This is a genomic window from Sphingomonas brevis, assembly GCF_023516505.1.
Lineage (GTDB): Bacteria > Pseudomonadota > Alphaproteobacteria > Sphingomonadales > Sphingomonadaceae > Sphingomicrobium > Sphingomicrobium breve.
In genome coordinates, this window is sequence record NZ_JAMGBB010000001.1 from 2,530,450 (window position 1) to 2,547,986 (window position 17,537).

Below are 17,537 nucleotides of genomic sequence, written 5' to 3' on the forward strand. Positions count from 1 at the left end.
CGGGGCAAATCTGGTCCTTGGCTTGAATGGCGGCCTGCTGTTAGGGAGAGGCCATGGCCAAAACAAGCATCCTCGACAAGGAAGCTCAGCATTTCGGCGGCATGGCGGCCGACTGGTGGGACCCGAACGGCAAGTCGGCGATGCTGCACAAGCTCAATCCCGTGCGCCTCGCCTATGTCCGCGACATGATCGACCAGCATTGGCAATGCGACGAATGCGGTTTCAAGCCGCTTGAGGGAAAGAGTGCGTTGGATGTCGGTTGCGGCGCGGGCCTGCTGGCCGAGCCGCTCGCCCGGCTGGGGGCAAGGGTCACGGCGGTCGACGCCGCTCCTGAATTGATCGCGGTCGCCCGGGATCATGCGATCGGGCAGGGGCTCCAAATCGACTATCGCGCCACCGGCGTCGAGGACATCGACGGTCGATTTGACCTGGTCACGGCGATGGAGGTGGTCGAGCATGTCGCCGACCCGCAGGACTTCATCGACGCGCTTTCCGCGCGGCTCGCTCCAGGCGGGCTGATGATCCTCTCCACCCCCAACAAGACCGGCTGGTCGAAGCTGCTGACCATCACCCTGGCGGAGGGCTTCGGCCAGATCCCCAAGGGCACTCATGACTATGAGAAATTCATCGACCCCGACATGATGCGGGGCCTGCTGGCACATGCGGGGCTGGAGTGCATCGACTTCGAAGGCATTGCGATGAGCCCGACGCGCGGACTGCATTTGAGCGAGGATTTGAGGTTGAATTATTTGGTGGCAGCGAAGTGGGCGTAGCTCCTCCCCGGAACGGGGAGGGGAACCAGCGTAGCTGGTGGAGGGGTCGCGGCGCGGAGTGAATCCGCGCCGTCGGTCCTGTCCGCTTCGCGGCAGGCCGCCCGGCATTCGCCGTCTCTTCGTGCTGCCTCACGATTGCTGCGCAATCGCTCAGCTGCACTCGGCAGCTTTGCTAGAAATCCACCTTATCGTAGTGCGCCGGTGGGACGATCACCTCCATCCGCTCGCCGAGTAGCGGGCGGAACGCCGGGCGCGACTTCATCACCGCATACCAGTCCTTGGTCTGCTTGTGGCCGCGCCAGTCGAGCGCGCCGAGATAATCGATCACGCTCAAATGCGCTGCCGCCGTGAAATCGGCCAGGCTGAGGCCCGCGCCTGCGATCCAGCGCCGATGGTCGAGCAGATAATCGACATAGTCGAGGTGGCCGTTGGCGATCCGCATCGCCTCGCGCAGCACCCGCGTATCCGGGCTTTCGCGGCTCACCAGCCGCTTCCTCATACGCTCGTTCATCAAAGGCTCGACCACTTCGCGGTAGAGCTTCTCGTCAAACCATACGGTCAGCCGCCGAATCTCGGCCCGGGCGACCGCATTGCCGTGGATCATCGGCATTTTGTCGACTGTCTCTTCGAAATATTCGACGATCGGCTGGCTTCCGATCAAGGTGATCCCCGCGGTCGAATCGACGATTACCGGTGTCTCGCCGGCCGGGTTCAGGTCGACGAATTCATCGCGCCGCTCCCACGGATTCTCGCGCACCAGCTCATGCGCCACGCCCTTCTCGCCAAGGACGAGCCTGACTTTGCGGGAAAAGGGACAAAGAGGGAATTGGAACAACTGCCACATGGAAGCGGCAGCTTTAGCGGCGGTTGAATTTGTAACAACCCGTCATTGCGAGGAACGAAGTGACGAAGCAATCCAGTCGTCGCAAAGCTGGATTGCTTCGCTCCGCTCGCAATGACGTCAGCGCTTAGGGTAAGTCGGGTCCGGGATGTTGGCCGTCACCCGTTCCATCCGCGACTCCAGATCTCCCAGCGCCGACATCAGCGACGGCAGCGATTCGACCAGCGCCTGGCCCACCGCCTGCATCTGCCGCCCCGATTGCGCCACTTGCGCTTCGACCTGCCGCTCCGCCTGCGGCCCGCCGATCTCGTCGCGCACTCGCTTGGCCCGGTCGGCCGTTGTCGGCTCGCGTCCCTGCACTGCCGCTTCGACCTCGCCTACCGGCATGTCCATCAGCGCGCGGGTGAGGATGCCGGCCATCTTGCCGAGCTTGTCGGCCATCGCCGGATCGCTGAATTCGCGCGGAACTTGAATGTCCTTCGGTGCCGCCGCGGCAGGCGTCGCGGCCAGCATCAGGGGCAGGGCAATCCAGATGGTACGCATTGCAAATCTCCCGCGAGTCGCCCCTAGGATGGCGATTATCGCTTGCCGGTCAATGTTTTAGCGTGCGGCAAGCCAAACCAGCGCCACTGCTCCGGCGATAATCCGGTACCAGGCGAATGGCGCGAAGCCGTAGCGCTGGATGATCGATACGAACGCTTTGACCACCACCACCGCGACCACGAAACTGACCAGGCTCCCTAGCAGGATCCAGCCGCCCATGCCCGGCTGCATGGTCGAGCCATGCTTGTAAAGCTGTAGTGCGGTCGCCCCGGTCAGCGTCGGCACGGCAAGGAAGAAGCTGAATTCCGCGGCGGTCTTTCGATCGACGCCCATCGACATTGCGCCGAGGATGGTCGCGCCCGACCGGCTGACGCCCGGGACCATCGCCAGGCACTGGACCAGCCCGATGCCGATCGAATGCATCAGCGTGACATTCTGCACGCCGCCCTTGTCGGTGGTCTTGGCCAGCCTTTCGATGATCAGGATGGCGACGCCGCCGACGATCAGCGCCCAGGCGACCACCACCGCATTGCCGAGCAGCAGCTCGATATCGTCGCCGAGCGCCAATCCAAGCACGACCGCCGGGATGAACGCGACAGCCAGGTTGCGGACAAAAGCGAAGGCGCTCGGCCGCCGCTGCCACAGGCCGACCAGCACGTCGACGAAGGTCCGCCAGTAGAGGACGATGATCGCCAGGATCGCGCCCGGCTGGATGGCGACATTGAACAGCGCCCACTGGTCGGCCTTGTAGCCGAGCAGCTCGGTGGCGAGGATCAGGTGCCCGGTCGAGCTGACCGGCAGATATTCGGTGACGCCCTCGACGATGCCGAGGATGATGACGAGCAGCAGTACCGGCACGGGTTAGGCTGCGCTCGGCGCGAAGCGGCCGCCCTTCTTATAGCGGCCGAGCCATTCGGGCGCGACGGCGCCAAGCGGGGTCGGCGCGATCCCGAACTCCTTGAAGCCGGGATGCTTGCCGCTTGGCACATTGTCCTTCTGAAGCATCAGCCATTGGTCGCGGGAGAGCGGCGCGCCGGGGAGGAAGCCGAACGCGGCAATAACCGACGCGACGAAATCGGGCACCTCGACCAGTTCGGGCTGCTGTCCGCTCAGCGCCATGATCCGCGCATTGAGGTCGAGCATGGTCATCGCTTCCGGCCCCGCCAGCTCATAGGTCTTGCCGCCATGTGCCTTGGGGTCCAGCGCAGCCATGGCGATCGCCCGGGCAAGGTCGCGAACATAGACCGGCTGAAAGCGCGTCTTCGGCGCGATCACGGGCAGCAGCGGCCAGCCGCCCATCGCCGCGAAGCGGTTGGTGAAATCGTCCTCCGGCCCGAACACGGTGCTCGATCGGATGATCGTCGTCTTGGGGAAGGCGGCCTTTACCGCCTGCTCGCCGCGCGCCTTGGTCTCGGAATAGGTGGATTCGCTTTCAGCATCGACGCCGATCGCGCTCACATGGACGAAAGCCTTGGCGCCGGCCTTCTTTGCGGCGGCGGCCAGCTTGCCCGGACCCTGGACGTGGAGGGCTTCCAGATTTCCCTTGAACACCCCGACCAGGTTGATCACCGCGTCCGCGCCGTCGAGGGCATGCTCGATGGTGGGCGGCTTGGCGAGGTCGGCGCCGACCGCGGAAACCTGTCCGACCGAGCCCAGCGGCTGCAGGAACCAGGCCTTGCGCGGGTCGCGGCCGGCAACGCGGAGCCTTGCCCCGGCTTTCAGCAGCGCCTCGCACACATATCGGCCAATGAAGCCGGTTCCTCCAAAAATGGTGATGAGCGGCGGCGTGCCTGCTTGCCTCATGGAAAATCGGTCCTTGGCCGGGTGGAATCGCCGGCTGTCCTAGGACCGGGCGGCCCGCGCTGACAAGGGGCGCGGGCCGGTCATGAGACTAATAGTAGTTGGCCAGGGTCAGCGTGACAGTCGCGCCATCCGACTTGCGGATTTCGACCCGGGTCCCGGGCACGCCGCGCGCCCAGCCCGACAGCTGGCCGTTGTAGAATGCCGGCCCGACTGCAACCCCGTTGATGGCGGTCAGTCTGTCGCCCTTCTTGAAGCCGGCCCGATCGGCCGGGCTGCCCGGCGACACATGCAGCACGTTGAAATGGTCGCCTTCGAGGAGGGTGAACAGCCCGCTCCGGTCCTTGAAGAATTCAACCGGCCTTTTGCCCCGTTCCAGCCAGATGCGGTCGTGGCCGAGGTCCATGGTCAGCTTGAACTGCTTCAGCATCTGGATGCCGACATTGGCCTTGCCGGCATAGGGTCCGTTCGGCTTTCCGCCGAGGTCGGCCGGAACATTGTCGAAAGTGAACCCGCCGATTTCAACCGTGGGCAGGGTCACGCGCCTGGCCTCGTGCAGCCCGCCGACTCCGCCTGCCAGGCTGGTTCCATAGGGCAAGGAGGCGATCAGTGGCTGCTTGCTATGATATTCCTGGGACAGGCTGATCGCCCCGCCGTTGCCGATGTCGAACGCCGCATCGATCGGAGGCAGGCCGCCAATCGAGATAGGCAGAAAATGAAGCGTGTCGTCGCGCGTCAGCTTGACCTCGTGCGCGCCGGCCGGGGGCGTGAAGCCCTGCGGCGATGCGAGGGTCATCTCGCCCTGCTCGAAATCCATGCCGATGACGCTGTTGACGAACAATTCGCGACCCAGCACCACCGGTATCGGCCGGCCGATCGTCTTGGCGATCTGCGTCAGATCGATCGCGACCACCGTCGCGCCCGAAAATTTGAGGTTGCCGGCTTCGATCGTGACGTTCTGGTACAGCTCGGCATCCTGCCTGCCACCAGTTCCTTCAGCATCGATCTTCTGTCCGCCCTTGAGCCCGATCTTGGCGGCGAACGCCTTGTCGAGCGTGGTCACGCCGGCGCCGCTGTCCAGCATCATCTCCGTCTCGACGCCGTTGATCCGGCCGGAAAGAACAATCCGGTTGCCGCGATAGAGTTCGAAGGGGATCGCCGGCGAGCGCCCGGCCACGGCGGACACGGCGGGAGTCGCGATCTGGGCCGAAGCGGCGTGGAGAAACAGGCCGGTCGATGCGGCGAACAAAAGACCGCAAACGGCGAGTCGCATATGGATTCTCATCTTGTTTGCCTTTAAGGTTATGCTGTAGAAGTGAAAAAAATTATCGCAAAACGATAATGAGGTCAAGATGAACAATCCCGCTATCGCCCGGTCTGCCCGCCGCCTTCGCATGCTGGTCTGGATCGGCATCGGCCTGATCGTCGCCATTTACCTGCTCAACCGGCTGGGCTCGCCGCTCGGACCGCTGCGGGTGGAAACCCATACCGACATGGCGGGATGGGCGGGACAGGCGCTGATCGACCTCACCTTGCTCATGTTTGTAATCGCCCTGGTGCGGTTGGCGCAGATGCTGGGCGCGGTCGCTGACGGTCCGCTATTCGGGCCGCGCGTGACGCGCTCGTTTCGCGGGTTTGCCTTCTGGCTGTTCATGGCCATGCTGGTCGACGTCTCTGCCGGGCCGGCAATCGCCATTGCCGGGAAGCTGGCCGACGGGGGCGGGCGCGCCGTGTTGACGTTTGAGCTCAGCGACCTGTTGGTACTCGCCGGGGCGCTGTTCCTGTTTCTGCTGGCCCGGATGATGGAGCAGGCCCGTGCCATCGAAAGCGAGCTGGAGGAGATCGTCTGATGGCGATCATAGTCCGCCTCGACGTCATGCTCGCCCTGCGCAAGGTCAAGTCCAAGGATCTGGCGGATGCGATCGGCATCACCGAAGCCAATCTTTCGCTGCTCAAGTCGGGCAAGGTGAAGGGAGTTCGGTTCCAGACCCTGGAAGCGATTTGCGAGCGGCTTGATTGCCAGCCCGGCGACCTGCTCGAATATGTCCCGGGCTAGGTGCGGCAGCGGCCTCGACATGACGCTGTTGACAGAATCAGCCGTGCCCCTCTAAGCGCCGCCGCCTACCGGCAATCGAATGCACCTGTGCCCAGGTGGCGGAATTGGTAGACGCACCAGCTTCAGGTGCTGGCGCTCGCAAGGGCGTGGAGGTTCGAGTCCTCTCCTGGGCACCATCGCTGTCTGCAGCCGATCCGGGGGATCGGCGAAGCCAGCGATCAAAGCACAGGCTGTCCGGGGGACAGCCGAACATTGCGATCAAACTAGACTCTCCCCAATGCGTCCCGCCAACCCATGAGCCGCCGCTCGCGCTCGTCCGCGCCCATGTTCGGCTCAAAGGTCGTAACCGCGCCCCGCATCGCCGCCGCGGCCGCGTCCAGGCCGGAATAGATCCCCGCGCCGACCGCAGCCAGCATCGCCGCGCCCAATGCGGTGGTCTCGATGAACGCCGGCCGCTCGACGGTGAGGTCGAGCATGTCGGCCAAATCCTGCGCCAACCAGTCGTTGCACACCATGCCGCCGTCGATCTTCAGGCGCCCCCAGCGGACCCCGTCCGCGGCAAAGGCGATCATCAGGTCATGGACCTGGTGGGCCTGCGCCTCCAGCGCGGCACGGACGATATGCGCCCTTGTCGTGGCGAAGCTGATGCCGCTGATCGCTCCACGCGCGTTGGGCCGCCAGTGCGGCGCGCCGAGGCCGGAAAGGGCAGGGACCATGTAGCAGCCGCCATTGTCGGCGACCGAGCGCGCCAACTGTTCGCTTTCCGCCGCCGTGACGATTAGCCCGACCCCATCCCGAAGCCATTGCATCAGGCTGCCGGCAACGAAAACGCTCCCCTCCAACGCATAGCTGCGCTCGCCGCCGATCTGGCAAAGTATGGTCGAAAGCAACCGGTTGGCCGAATGCGGCGGCGTTTCGCCGCTGTTGGTCAGAATGAAGGCGCCGGTGCCGAAGGTCGCCTTGGTATCGCCAGGCGTGAGGCAGCCCTGGCCGATGGTCGCCGCCTGCTGGTCGCCCGCCACTCCGCAGATGGGGATCGGCGCTCCGAACTGTGCGGGATCGGTCGTCCCGATCTGGCCGGCGCTGTCGACGATGCTGGGAAGCGAGGCGGGGTCTATCCCGAACAGGGCGCAAAGCTCATCGTCCCACCCGGAGCCGTTAAGTGCCATCAGCATCGTCCGGCTGGCGTTTGTTGCGTCGGTAGCGTGGACGATGCCGCCGGTCAGCTTCCAGATCAGCCAGCTGTCGATCGTCCCAAACGCCAGCCGATTGCCCGCCGCGCGGGCCTCGGACCGGTTGCGGAGGATCCATTCCATCTTCGACGCGCTGAAATAGGGATCGAGCAGCAGGCCGGTCCGCCACTGGATCATGCCTTCATGCCCTGCCGATTTGAGCTCGGCGCAGCGATGCGCGGTCCGGCGGTCCTGCCACACCAGCGCGGTACCGATTGGCTCACCGGTCGAGCGATCCCAGGCGACCACGGTCTCGCGCTGGTTGGTGATGCCGATCGCGGCGATATTGGCCGCCCCGCCGGCTGCCGCGACCATTTCCTGTGCAACCTCCAGCGTATTGCGCCAGATTTCGGTGGCGTCATGCTCGACCTGCCCGGGCTCGGGATAATGCTGCGTCAGCGGGCGCTGGGCTGATGCAGTCAGGGATCCGTCCGGCGCAAACAGGATCGCCCGAGTCGAGGTTGTTCCTTCGTCAATGACCAGTAGCGGCCGGCTCACTTGGCCTTACTCATCCGCTCCCTCACCATTTCGAACACCGATGGGTAGAGCGGGTTGGCGAATTCCACGCCCACTTCCCATTCCTTGACCCAGCAGGCCGTGCCCTGGATCGTCTCGATTCCCGGCAGCGATATCCAGATGGTGTCGTCGACCGTCACCTTGACCGGCGCCTCGATCCGACAGCCTTCGGGCGAAAAGTCGAGGATATTGACACGCCAGCGATGCTCGCCGGCGCGCCGGAAGTCGATGTCGGCGCGAAGCGCTACGCGCTCCGCCCGGCGCGGGTCTTGCTTATCGCTCATGGGTCCGTCCCCCTGCGTTCCGAGCAGGCCCCAGCCTAGCCGCGTTCCGCGCCGATGCGAAGGGGCTGTGTCGACGGGGCCGCCATAACGGGCTAGCCTGCCGCCATGCCGCTCTACGAAATCGACGGAATCCTACCGACGCTGGGACAGGGCGCCTGGGTCGCGCCGTCGGCCGACCTGATCGGCGACGTCCGGCTGGGTAATCGTTGCAGTGTGTGGTTCGGCGCCGTGATCCGCGCCGACAACACCCCGATCATCCTCGGTGATGAGACCAACTTCCAGGACGGCGCGATCGGGCATAGCGACCCCGGAGCGCCATTGACTCTCGGCGCTCGCGTGACCGTCGGCCATCAGGCGATCCTCCACGGCTGCACCGTTGAGGACGAGGCGCTAATTGGAATGGGCGCCCGAATCCTCAACGGCGCATTGATTGGCGCGCAGTGCATCGTCGGCGCGGGCGCGCTGGTGACCGAAGGCAAGATATTTGAGCCGCGAAGCCTGATCGTTGGCTCGCCGGCCAGGGCGATCCGCCAGCTTGGCGAGGAGCAAGCGGCGATGCTGCGATTGTCGGCCGCCCATTATGCCGAGAAGGCGGCGCGCTATGCTGCCGCGTTGCGACGCCGAGATTGATCGGGCCGGCGCCCGTTAAAGCTCTGCTCAACTTGGAAGTGCTTGTCTTACTGCGATTTCATCGCCAATAGCGGCGCTGCAAGCGCGCCGTTGGGGCAGGCGGGCAAGACTCATCCAGCAGGGCGGGGAAGAATGACGGCAGGTCGCCGCGTCACATTTAGGGCTTTGGGCGGGTCTTTCGCTGTAATTGCGCTCGCCTGGACATCGCCAGCATCGGCTCAGGATAGCGCGGCCCCCGTCGACGTTACGGCCGCTCCGCCGGCATCCTCCGACACGATCGGTCCATCCCAGCTTCAGAACTTCAACCTTCAAGGCACGGTGACGCGCCCTGCCGAGCGCCCATCCGCAAGCTCGGCCCCAGACCCGGTCCCCGCCACCGTCGGATCGCGGACGGAATCACCCGCGGCTGACTCCATCCCGCCCGCGTCCAATGGCCGTCCGGCACCGACTCAAGATGCGACATCGCGATCTGCTATTGCTCCGGCACGTCAGGCGACACCGTCTCCCGGCCTGCCGGCAGGACCAGTGGCTTCATCTCCGTCGCTGCCGCTCGAGGTTCGAACCGATCCAGCACCCGAGCCCATCGACGTTTCTCAATCTCTTCCATCCGCACTTGGCACGTCCAAGGAATATTGGTCGTGGCCGTGGCTTGCCGCGCTTTTGGCGTTGATTGGCGGCGGCGCATTCGTCGCCTGGAGCCGCCGAGATCGTAACCGCCGACAAGGCGATCCGGGGCGCCTGGCCTTTGCGGGGCTGGTACCGGACGCAGAGGTCGAACCGGCTTCGCTGCCGCCGGCGCGACCGCGGCCCGACCCGACTCCGCCTCGCGCCCAACCTGCACCGCGGCCGGATCCTATTCCGTCGCCTGCCGCCAAACCGGTGTTGCCTCCGTTGGCTGACGACGGCCTGATCAGGTCGACCGGTCTTAAGCCGGAGCTCAACTTCCAGTTCGTGCCGGATCGAGCGGTGATCACCGAGCGCGAAGTGATGCTGCAATTCGATGTCGTCCTGACCAACAGTGGCGCCGCGCCGGCACGTGATGTGCTGGTCGAAGCCAAGCTGGTTCCAGCGCATGCCGGACAGGATCAGGAGATTGCCGCCTTCTTCGAGCAGCCCGAGGCAACGGGAGACCGGATGGCCGGCATTCCGCCACATGGCAAAGTATCGCTCAAGAGCGCAGTCAGGTTGCCGCTCGATCAATTGCACAGCTTTGAGGTCGAAGGTCGCAAGCTGTTCGTGCCACTGGTAGCGTTCAATATCCTGTTCCGCTCGACGGGCGGGGAGGGGCAGGCGTCTGCCAGCTTCCTCGTCGGGCGAGGCAATGATCGCGACGACAAGCTGGCGCCATTCCGGCTTGATCTGGGCCCGCGGATCTTCCGCGGACTCAGCGCCCGGCCCCACAGCATGGGCCTTAGCCGGCAATAGCTTCTTAAAAGCGCCGTCTAGTCTAGCGGCGGGGCATTGTAGCTGTGCCAGGCAAGGACCGCAGCGGCGCCGCGATGGGGCCGCCAGGCCTCGGCCAATTCCCGCAGCTGCTTCTCGGTCGGCTTACCTTCCAGCCCAAGTAACTTGCCGATTTCAATTTGCACAGCGAGGTCGCCAGCTGGCCAGACGTCGTGGCGCCCTTCCGCGAAAAGCAGGTAGATTTCCGCCGACCAGCGACCAATGCCCTTGATCTTGGTCAGCTGGTTGATCGCTTCCTCATCGTCATCCGGCAATTGAGCAAGATCAAGCTCCCCTGACAGTACCAATCCCGCCAGGCTCCGTAGATAACCGGCTTTTTGCCGGGACATCCCAGCTTCGCGCATCTCCTCGTCGCTGGCCGCGAGCAAAGTTTTCAGCTCTACTGGCTGGCCGAATTTCGCAGCGAGTTTGTTCCACATCGACCGCGCCGCAGCCACGCTGACTTGCTGGCCGACAATCGTCCGTAGAAGCGTTTCCACCCCCGGTTCGCTTTTCCTTGGCTCTGGCCGCCCGTGACTCTCGATAACCTTGGCGAACGCCGCTTCGCGCTCGGCCAGCGCATCAAGGCTGGCGTGCAGGGACTTTACCGTCCGGACCATCAGGCGACGCTCGCTGCATAGAGGGCGACTGCGGCCGCGTTGGATACGTTAAGGCTTTCGATGCCCTGCGTAATGGGCAGCCTGGCCAATGCATCGCAATGCTCGCGCGTATTGGACCGCATTCCTGGTCCCTCTGCCCCCAAGACAAGAGCCACCCGCTTCGGACCCAACGCATCCTTGAGGTCTGTTTTCGCCTCGCCGGCCAGGCCGATTCGCCAGAAACCGGCTTCCGCAATCTCTTCCAACGCCCGCGCCAGGTTGACGACGCGCGCCCATGGAACGCGTTCCAGCGCTCCCGAGGCGGCCTTGGCCAACGCACCGCCTTCGGGCGGTGAGTTGCGGTCCTGCGTGACGATTCCGATCGCACCGAAAGCCGCGGCGGAGCGCAATATGGCGCCGACATTATGTGGGTCGGTTACCTGGTCGAGTACCAGCAGCACGGCCGTCTCTGGTGCCTCGGCCAGCAAGTCCGCCAGCCAAATATCCTCGAGTGGCTCGACTTCGATCACCACACCTTGATGTGGCGCGTCGTGTGGCACCATCCGGCCCAGGTCGGGCGCTTCCGCTCTTACGACCGGCAATTCCTTGGGGAAGTTCATGACACCCGCGGCCTCGGCCGTGGACCAGGCTTTCAGTACCTTCCGATCGGGATTATCGAGCGCAGCGGCAACAGCATGCTTGCCCCAGAAACGGGGCCGGTTGGGATTGCCGCCGCCTTTGCCTTTGTTCTTGCGTGCCATGGGTCAAGCCCATGCGTCGGCGGGATGCCTCAGGCAACCCCTTCCGCGTCGAGCGCATAACCGGCCGAACGAACGGTCCGGATTAAGTCCGGCTCACCGACGGCCAGGCGCAGCCTGCGGATGTGGACGTCGACCGTACGGAGCTCGATGTCTTCACTATGCGGCCAGACCGTCTCAAGCAGTTGCTGGCGCGAGAATACCCGCCCGGGATTCTCGAGGAAGTGGCGCAGCAGGCGATACTCCGTCGGGCCGAGCTGGATCGAGTGACCATCGCGGCGGACCCTGTGGGCGACCAGATCCATCTCCACCCCCGCATAAGACAAGGCTTCGGCGGCCAGCGCGGGGCGGACACGGCGAAGCACCGCGCCGGCTCGGGCGACCAGTTCTTTCGGGCTGAACGGCTTCGTCAGATAATCGTCGGCGCCAGTTTCCAGTCCGCGAATCTTGTCGTCCTCCTCGCCGCGTGCCGTCAGCATGATGATCGGCACGTTGGCGGTTGCCTGGCGGCGCCGAAGCCGACGGCATACCTCAATCCCGCTGATCCCCTCGATCATCCAATCGAGCAGCACCAGATCGGGCTTTACCTCGTCGGCAAGGATCAGCGCCTCTTCACCATCACCCGTGCGGGTCACGGCATAGCCCGCGCGGTCAAAATGAAATGACACCAGCTCGGCGAGCGCGCGATCGTCCTCGACCAGCAGCAAGCGCTTGGGAAGCATCGCCACGCTAGTCCAGATCCGCCAGCGAATCCGCGCCTTTCGGGCGGTCGACATAATAGTCGCCGGTGGCGGCGTAATAGACCATTTCGGCAATGTTGGTCGCGTGGTCTCCGACCCGTTCGACGTTCTTGGCGATGAACAATAGGTGCGCCGATTGCCCGATGTTTCCCGGATTCTCCATCATGTAGGTCAGCAGCGTGCGGAATATCGAATTGTAGAAATCGTCGACCGCCCGGTCGCGTTCGATGACCTGTTCCGCCGCCGCCGCGTCGCGGGCGATAAATGCATTCAGAACGTCGTGGACCATTTCGGTCGCCATGCGCCCCATTTCCGGAAGCAGTGAAAGCGGCTCGATAGCATGGCTCTTGTCAAGCAGCGGCACCCTTTTGGCGATGTTCTTCGCATAGTCGCCGATCCGCTCGACCACGCTCGAGATTTTCATGGCCGCGACGATGTCACGAAGGTCGGCCGCCATCGGCGCTCGGAGCGCGATCAACTGGACCGCGCTCTGTTCCGTTTGGATTTCCAGCGCATCTAGCTTCTTGTCGTCCTCAACCACCTTTGCAGCGCCGTCGAGGTCGTGCTGCACGAGGCAGCGCAATGACTCACGGATTCCGTGTTCGGCGAGCCCGCCCATCTGGCTGATAAGCGCCCTTAGCCGGTCGAGATCTTCGTCAAATGCCTTGATCGTATGTCCACTGCTGGTGGCCATGGTCTTGTCTCCGATCAGCCGTAACGGCCGGTGATGTAGTCTTGGGTGCGCTGCTCGCGCGGGTTGGTGAAAATGTCGGTGGTTTTGCCGTACTCAACCATCTCGCCAAGGTGGAAGAATGCGGTGCGCTGCGACACGCGTGCCGCCTGTTGCATGTTGTGGGTGACGATGGCGATCGCATAGCGGCCGCGAAGCTCGTGGATCAGCTCTTCGATCTTTGCCGTGGCGATCGGATCGAGCGCCGAACAGGGCTCGTCCATCAAAATCACTTCCGGATCGACGGCAATCGCCCGGGCAATACACAAGCGTTGCTGCTGTCCGCCGGAAAGCGCTGTGCCGCTCTCCTGCAGGCGATCCTTGACCTCTTCCCACAGGCCCGCCCGCTTCAGCGACTTCTCGACGATCTCGTCGAGCTGTCCCTTATTATCGGCCAAGCCATGGATCCGCGGGCCATAAGCAACATTCTCGTAAATCGACTTGGGGAAGGGGTTCGGCTTCTGGAAAACCATTCCGACCCGGGCGCGAAGCTGCACCACATCCATTTTCGACGCGTAGATATCGTCGCCGTCGAGGTCGATATTACCGGTCACACGAGCTCCGGCGATGGTGTCGTTCATCCGGTTCAGGCAACGCAGGAATGTCGACTTGCCGCAGCCCGATGGCCCGATGAAGGCCGTAACCTTGTCGTCGTGGATGTCGACGTCGACGTCCTTCAGCGCCTGCTTTTCGCCGTAGAACACGCTGACCGCGCGGGCGCTCATCTTGGGTGGTCCTTCGACGATGTTGACCTCGTCGGTTTCGGTCGGTTTCGGGACGATTGTTTCGATCATTTTCATTCTGCCTACCAGCGGCGTTCGAATTTGTTGCGGAGATAGATGGCGAGCCCATTCATCAGCAGCATGAAGATCAGCAGCACGATAATGGCCGCGCTGGTCTTCTCGACAAAGCCACGACCGACTTCGTCGGACCACAGGAAGATCTGGACCGGAAGCACGCTCGACGGGTCGGTGATGCCTTGGGGCGGGGAGGCGATGAATGCGCGCATGCCGATCATCAGCAGCGGCGCGGTTTCTCCCAGCGCGCGGGCCATGCCGATGATGGTGCCCGTGAGAATACCGGGCAGCGCCAATGGCAGGACGTGATGGAACACCACCTGCATCTTCGAGGCGCCGACGCCGAGCGCGGCGTCTCGAATGGACGGCGGCACCGACTTGATGGCGTTGCGCCCGGCGATAACGATTACCGGCATGGTCATCAGCGCCAGGGTCAGTCCGCCGACTAGCGGAGCCGAGCGCGGCAAATGCATGAAATTGAGAAATACGGCGAGGCCGAGCAGGCCGAAGATGATCGATGGGACCGCGGCCAGATTGTTGATCGATACTTCGATCATGTCGGTCCAGCGGTTCCGCGCAGCGAACTCCTCAAGATAGAGTGCCGCCAGCACGCCGATCGGGAAAGCCAGCGCCATGGTCACCAGGATGGTCAGGAAGCTGCCTTTGAGCGCTCCCCATACGCCAACTTCCGAAGGATCGGTCGCATCGGATTCGGTAAGGAAGCCGGAATTCAACGCCCGCTTGGTATCGGCCCTGGCCACCAGCTTCTCGATCGCCGGATCGCCGTCACCCTTGGCAGCGACATCGGCCTTCGACGACACCGGAAGCCACAGTTCGACCTTCTTCCCAAGCAATTCGGGGTCGGCGATCAGCTGGTCGCCCAGTGCCCGGGCACTCGCGCCGCCGAACATCTCGCTGCCGCCCTCGCCGAATTGGGCAATCGCGGCTTGCTCCAGCACGCCATCGAGCCCCGCCGTAGCGACGCTCTCCTGAGCCTGCGGACCGCGAAGCGTTGCCGGATCGAGCATCAGGTTGGATCGCGGGAAATCGATTACCAGCTTGGCCTCGGTTTGCGTGAAACCGCCCAGCCCCTTCCACGCCATGGTGACCAGCAGGAAGGCGAGAAAAGCTACCGACAGGCTTACGGCGGCGAAGCCGAAAAAACGGAATCGCCGTTCCGCCGCGTAACGCCTCGCCACGCGCTTTTGCATGCCCTCGCCGGTCCAGCGGGAAACGGCGGCGTCCGCGCTACTCATAAGCTTCCCGATATTTGCGCACCACGCGGAGCGCGATGAGATTGAGGACCAAGGTGATCAGGAATAGTGCCAGGCCCAGGGCAAATGCGGCGAGCGTCTTTGCGCTGTCGAATTCCTGGTCGCCGGTCAGCAACTGAACGATCTGGGTGGTGACGGTGGTCACGCTTTCAAACGGATTGGCGGTGAGATTGGCGGATAGGCCGGCGGCCATCACCACGATCATCGTCTCGCCGATCGCGCGGCTCACTGCGAGCAGCACGCCACCGACGACTCCCGGCAGCGCTGCTGGCAGTACGACTTTCTTGATCGTCTCGGATCGGGTGGCGCCCAGCGCCAGGCTGCCATCGCGCATCGCCTGCGGGACCGCGGCGATGCTATCGTCGGCCATTGAGCTCACAAACGGAATGATCATGATGCCCATGACCAGCCCGGCCGCGAGCGCGCTCTCCGACGAAGCCGAACTGATGCCGATCGCCAGTCCGAAGTCACGGACGAGCGGGGCAACGGTAAGCGCGGCGAAATATCCGTAGACCACGGTCGGCACGCCAGCGAGAATCTCGAGGATCGGTTTCAGCCATGCCCGCACGGTCTGATGGGCATATTGGGTGAGGAAGATTGCGCACATCAGGCCCAGCGGGATCGCGACGATCATGGCGATGATCGCACCGATAAAGACAGTGCCCCAGAACAAAGGGATGGAGCCGAATGCGCCGGACGAGCCGGCCTGGTCGGCACGGAGCGCCATTTGCGGGCTCCAGCTGGTCCCGAACAGGAATTCAGTCGGGCTGACAAGTTTGAAGAAGCGCAGGCTTTCGAACAGCAGCGACAGCACAATTCCCAATGTGGTCAGGATCGCCAGCAGGGAGGCCGCAACGAGCAATCCCATCAGCCAGCGCTCGACCCCCGAACGCGCACGAAAATCGACGCGGATCCGGCGCATCGCCAGGAATGCGCCGGCCAGTGCGATGACGACGGCTATCGCGCCGCCGACCGCGGAATATTTGGCGCTTGCCGCGGCATAGATCGGCGCGAGTGCGGTCGATTCCGGATTGAAGCCCGCTTCACGTTCACCCGCCGCAATTTCCTGCGCTTCGCCAAGGATGGTTTCGCGCGCGAGATCGAAGTCGGGCAACTGCTGCCCGGCGGGTGAAGCCAGTACCGCTTCATTGATCAGGGCGGTTTGGGTCGGCGCCCAGATCGCCAGGAACAACAGTGCGGGAAGCGCCGCCCACAGGCCAACATAAAGCCCATGGTAGTTGGGCAGGCTGTTCAGCCGCTCGCTGCCGCCGCGCAGCCCGCTCGCCCGGTTACGGGCAAACAGGCCAGCAGCTGCGGCGATCAAGAGGACCGCGACGAGCGCAATGGTCAGGGACATGGCGCCCGTTGCTCCGGCTTACTTCAGGCCGCTGGGATCAAGCGGCGTCAGTGCGGTCGCCTGCTGGGTCGCGGCGGCAGCCTCAGCCGGGTTCAGCGGAACCAGGCCGCGCTTCTCGAGTACGCCACCCTTGCTCCAGGCCTTGGAATAGGCCTCGATGAAGTTCTTGATGGCCGGCTTGGCGGCGATGTGCTCGCCCTTAACATAGATGTAGAGCCGGCGGCTGCCCGGATAGCTGAGGTCGCTGATCGTCGCTTCGGTCGGCGCAACGCCGCCGATCGAAACCGGCGCGACCTTATCGGCATTTTCTTCGAGGAAGCTGTAACCCAGGACGCCGAGCGCGCCCGGATCGGCCGAAATCTTCTGAACCAGGAGATTGTCGTTTTCGCCGGCTTCGACATAGGCACCGTCCTCGCGGATCTTGGTGCAGGTTTCCTTGTGCTTCTTGTCGTCCGCCTTTTTGAGATCCTTCATCGCCGGGTCGGTGTCGCAGCCCTTTTCGAGGATGAGTTCAGCCAGGCTGTCGCGCGTGCCGGATGTCGGCGGCGGTCCGAGGACCCGGATCTTGGTCGCTGGGAGCGAAGGATCCACGTCCTTCCAGGTTTGCGCCGTGTTGGCGCCCTTGCCAAACGGATTGGCCGCCAGTGCCTTGTAGATCTGTTCGACGGTCAGGTTGAGCGGGGGGTGGTCCTTGGCCTGGATCAGGGTCAGGCCATCGATGCCGATGGGCACTTCGACGACATTCTTCGCGCCGACCTTGGCACAGTCGGCATATTCGCTGGCCTTCATCGGCCGCGACGCATCGACCATGTCGGGGAACTGCCCGCCAATGCCGCCGCAGAATAGCTTGATCCCTGCACCGGTGCCGGTCGATTCGACGATCACGCTGGTGCCCGGATTGGCGCGCTGGAAGTCTTCGGCGACGGCCGTGGTGAACGGATAAACGGTCGAAGAGCCGACGATCTTGAGCTGCGTGGAACCGCCACCCGAATCCTTGCCGCCGCAAGCCGCGACCAACGCCACCAGCGGCAGCGCAACCAGCATCTTCTTCATCGCCATACTCCCCATGGGGTCAGCCCCGTCGCCGACGTCAATGCGCTCCTAGCGCCGAGTTCGTCGCGTCCCTGTGACTAATCTGTTACGGTTTCATGACAGTCGGCAGTG

The 17,537-nt window shown here is 63.8% G+C and carries 20 protein-coding genes and 1 tRNA gene; 6 read left to right on the plus strand and 15 right to left on the minus strand.

Annotated features, from left to right (window positions below):
* Positions 1–53: 53 nt before the first annotated feature.
* Entirely contained in the window at positions 54–773 is a 720-nt protein-coding gene (ubiG, locus tag LZ518_RS13000) for a bifunctional 2-polyprenyl-6-hydroxyphenol methylase/3-demethylubiquinol 3-O-methyltransferase UbiG (RefSeq protein ID WP_249916398.1), read from the plus strand.
* Positions 774–945: 172 nt separating this feature from the next.
* On the opposite strand, the gene LZ518_RS13005 is transcribed toward ubiG, so the two are convergent.
* From LZ518_RS13005 to LZ518_RS13025, 5 genes are all read right to left on the minus strand, one after another.
* Positions 946–1,617: a glutathione S-transferase family protein gene (locus LZ518_RS13005; RefSeq protein ID WP_249916399.1), complete on the minus strand. Its 672-nt coding sequence runs from the start codon at positions 1,615–1,617 to the stop codon at positions 946–948.
* Positions 1,618–1,734: 117 nt separating this feature from the next.
* A complete protein-coding gene (locus LZ518_RS13010) occupies positions 1,735–2,157 on the minus strand; it encodes a hypothetical protein (RefSeq protein WP_249916400.1) in 423 nt (140 codons plus the stop codon).
* Between the two features lie 57 nt (positions 2,158–2,214).
* Positions 2,215–3,015: an undecaprenyl-diphosphate phosphatase gene (locus LZ518_RS13015; RefSeq protein WP_249916401.1), complete on the minus strand. Its 801-nt coding sequence runs from the start codon at positions 3,013–3,015 to the stop codon at positions 2,215–2,217.
* A gap of 3 nt (positions 3,016–3,018) precedes the next feature.
* Positions 3,019–3,960, minus strand: coding sequence for a complex I NDUFA9 subunit family protein (locus LZ518_RS13020; protein WP_249916402.1), 942 nt, complete (start codon positions 3,958–3,960; stop codon positions 3,019–3,021).
* An 88-nt stretch (positions 3,961–4,048) separates the two neighbouring features.
* Positions 4,049–5,230, minus strand: a complete 1,182-nt coding sequence (locus LZ518_RS13025) for an aspartyl protease family protein (RefSeq protein WP_249916403.1) — start codon at positions 5,228–5,230, stop codon at positions 4,049–4,051.
* 79 nt (positions 5,231–5,309) lie between these two features.
* Between LZ518_RS13025 and LZ518_RS13030 the strand changes: the two genes are divergently transcribed.
* From LZ518_RS13030 to LZ518_RS13040, 3 genes are all read left to right on the plus strand, one after another.
* The gene (locus tag LZ518_RS13030; RefSeq protein ID WP_249916404.1) at positions 5,310–5,807 is read left to right on the plus strand and encodes a DUF2975 domain-containing protein; all 498 of its coding nucleotides are present in this window, start codon (positions 5,310–5,312) and stop codon (positions 5,805–5,807) included.
* Complete coding sequence (locus LZ518_RS13035; protein WP_249916405.1) at positions 5,807–6,013, plus strand: helix-turn-helix domain-containing protein; 207 nt, start codon at positions 5,807–5,809, stop codon at positions 6,011–6,013. The genes LZ518_RS13030 and LZ518_RS13035 overlap by 1 nt, the downstream gene beginning before the upstream one ends.
* Positions 6,014–6,102: 89 nt before the next feature.
* Positions 6,103–6,189 (plus strand) — tRNA-Leu (locus tag LZ518_RS13040).
* Between the two features lie 87 nt (positions 6,190–6,276).
* Here the strand turns inward: LZ518_RS13040 and glpK are convergent.
* The gene (glpK, locus tag LZ518_RS13045) at positions 6,277–7,743 is read right to left on the minus strand and encodes a glycerol kinase GlpK (protein ID WP_249916406.1); all 1,467 of its coding nucleotides are present in this window, start codon (positions 7,741–7,743) and stop codon (positions 6,277–6,279) included.
* On the minus strand, positions 7,740–8,045 hold the full coding sequence (locus tag LZ518_RS13050; RefSeq protein WP_249916407.1) for a PilZ domain-containing protein: 306 nt from the start codon (positions 8,043–8,045) through the stop codon (positions 7,740–7,742). Before LZ518_RS13050 ends, glpK begins: the two co-directional genes overlap by 4 nt.
* A gap of 105 nt (positions 8,046–8,150) precedes the next feature.
* Here LZ518_RS13050 and LZ518_RS13055 point away from each other — a divergent pair, with 105 nt between their 5' ends.
* Together LZ518_RS13055 and LZ518_RS13060 are read left to right on the plus strand one after the other, a co-directional pair.
* The gene (locus LZ518_RS13055; RefSeq protein WP_249916408.1) at positions 8,151–8,675 is read left to right on the plus strand and encodes a gamma carbonic anhydrase family protein; all 525 of its coding nucleotides are present in this window, start codon (positions 8,151–8,153) and stop codon (positions 8,673–8,675) included.
* 525 nt (positions 8,676–9,200) lie between these two features.
* Complete coding sequence (locus LZ518_RS13060) at positions 9,201–10,100, plus strand: hypothetical protein (protein WP_249916409.1); 900 nt, start codon at positions 9,201–9,203, stop codon at positions 10,098–10,100.
* 17 nt (positions 10,101–10,117) lie between these two features.
* On the opposite strand, the gene LZ518_RS13065 is transcribed toward LZ518_RS13060, so the two are convergent.
* The 8 genes from LZ518_RS13065 to LZ518_RS13100 all read right to left on the minus strand — a co-directional run bounded on the left by LZ518_RS13065 (position 10,118) and on the right by LZ518_RS13100 (position 17,432).
* Positions 10,118–10,738, minus strand: coding sequence for a DNA-3-methyladenine glycosylase family protein (locus LZ518_RS13065; protein WP_249916410.1), 621 nt, complete (start codon positions 10,736–10,738; stop codon positions 10,118–10,120).
* Positions 10,738–11,478 carry a 23S rRNA (guanosine(2251)-2'-O)-methyltransferase RlmB gene (gene rlmB / locus LZ518_RS13070; RefSeq protein ID WP_249916411.1) on the minus strand — a complete coding sequence of 247 codons (741 nt, stop codon included), beginning with the start codon at positions 11,476–11,478 and terminating at the stop codon, positions 10,738–10,740. Before rlmB ends, LZ518_RS13065 begins: the two co-directional genes overlap by 1 nt.
* A 29-nt stretch (positions 11,479–11,507) precedes the next feature.
* Entirely contained in the window at positions 11,508–12,197 is a 690-nt protein-coding gene (gene phoB, locus LZ518_RS13075; RefSeq protein ID WP_249916576.1) for a phosphate regulon transcriptional regulator PhoB, read from the minus strand.
* A 7-nt stretch (positions 12,198–12,204) separates the two neighbouring features.
* Positions 12,205–12,909 carry a phosphate signaling complex protein PhoU gene (gene phoU / locus LZ518_RS13080; protein ID WP_249916412.1) on the minus strand — a complete coding sequence of 235 codons (705 nt, stop codon included), beginning with the start codon at positions 12,907–12,909 and terminating at the stop codon, positions 12,205–12,207.
* A gap of 14 nt (positions 12,910–12,923) precedes the next feature.
* On the minus strand, positions 12,924–13,670 hold the full coding sequence (gene pstB / locus LZ518_RS13085) for a phosphate ABC transporter ATP-binding protein PstB (RefSeq protein WP_249916577.1): 747 nt from the start codon (positions 13,668–13,670) through the stop codon (positions 12,924–12,926).
* Between the two features lie 80 nt (positions 13,671–13,750).
* On the minus strand, positions 13,751–14,998 hold the full coding sequence (gene pstA, locus LZ518_RS13090; protein WP_249916413.1) for a phosphate ABC transporter permease PstA: 1,248 nt from the start codon (positions 14,996–14,998) through the stop codon (positions 13,751–13,753).
* Complete coding sequence (gene pstC / locus LZ518_RS13095; protein WP_249916414.1) at positions 14,991–16,373, minus strand: phosphate ABC transporter permease subunit PstC; 1,383 nt, start codon at positions 16,371–16,373, stop codon at positions 14,991–14,993. Before pstC ends, pstA begins: the two co-directional genes overlap by 8 nt.
* An 18-nt stretch (positions 16,374–16,391) precedes the next feature.
* Positions 16,392–17,432, minus strand: coding sequence for a substrate-binding domain-containing protein (locus LZ518_RS13100; protein ID WP_249916415.1), 1,041 nt, complete (start codon positions 17,430–17,432; stop codon positions 16,392–16,394).
* Between the last annotated feature and the right edge of the window lie 105 nt (positions 17,433–17,537).

Coding starts and splice junctions, on each gene's coding strand:
- LZ518_RS13035 (WP_249916405.1), top strand. CDS start 5,807: ATGGCGATCATAGTCCGCCTCGACGTCATGCTCGCCCTGCGCAAGGTC.
- LZ518_RS13050 (WP_249916407.1), bottom strand. CDS start 8,045: ATGAGCGATAAGCAAGACCCGCGCCGGGCGGAGCGCGTAGCGCTTCGC.
- LZ518_RS13025 (WP_249916403.1), bottom strand. CDS start 5,230: ATGCGACTCGCCGTTTGCGGTCTTTTGTTCGCCGCATCGACCGGCCTG.
- ubiG (WP_249916398.1), top strand. CDS start 54: ATGGCCAAAACAAGCATCCTCGACAAGGAAGCTCAGCATTTCGGCGGC.
- LZ518_RS13020 (WP_249916402.1), bottom strand. CDS start 3,960: ATGAGGCAAGCAGGCACGCCGCCGCTCATCACCATTTTTGGAGGAACC.
- LZ518_RS13100 (WP_249916415.1), bottom strand. CDS start 17,432: ATGGCGATGAAGAAGATGCTGGTTGCGCTGCCGCTGGTGGCGTTGGTC.
- pstB (WP_249916577.1), bottom strand. CDS start 13,670: ATGAGCGCCCGCGCGGTCAGCGTGTTCTACGGCGAAAAGCAGGCGCTG.
- LZ518_RS13065 (WP_249916410.1), bottom strand. CDS start 10,738: ATGGTCCGGACGGTAAAGTCCCTGCACGCCAGCCTTGATGCGCTGGCC.
- LZ518_RS13005 (WP_249916399.1), bottom strand. CDS start 1,617: ATGTGGCAGTTGTTCCAATTCCCTCTTTGTCCCTTTTCCCGCAAAGTC.
- pstC (WP_249916414.1), bottom strand. CDS start 16,373: ATGTCCCTGACCATTGCGCTCGTCGCGGTCCTCTTGATCGCCGCAGCT.
- rlmB (WP_249916411.1), bottom strand. CDS start 11,478: ATGGCACGCAAGAACAAAGGCAAAGGCGGCGGCAATCCCAACCGGCCC.
- phoB (WP_249916576.1), bottom strand. CDS start 12,197: ATGCTTCCCAAGCGCTTGCTGCTGGTCGAGGACGATCGCGCGCTCGCC.
- pstA (WP_249916413.1), bottom strand. CDS start 14,998: ATGAGTAGCGCGGACGCCGCCGTTTCCCGCTGGACCGGCGAGGGCATG.
- LZ518_RS13055 (WP_249916408.1), top strand. CDS start 8,151: ATGCCGCTCTACGAAATCGACGGAATCCTACCGACGCTGGGACAGGGC.
- LZ518_RS13010 (WP_249916400.1), bottom strand. CDS start 2,157: ATGCGTACCATCTGGATTGCCCTGCCCCTGATGCTGGCCGCGACGCCT.
- phoU (WP_249916412.1), bottom strand. CDS start 12,909: ATGGCCACCAGCAGTGGACATACGATCAAGGCATTTGACGAAGATCTC.
- LZ518_RS13030 (WP_249916404.1), top strand. CDS start 5,310: ATGAACAATCCCGCTATCGCCCGGTCTGCCCGCCGCCTTCGCATGCTG.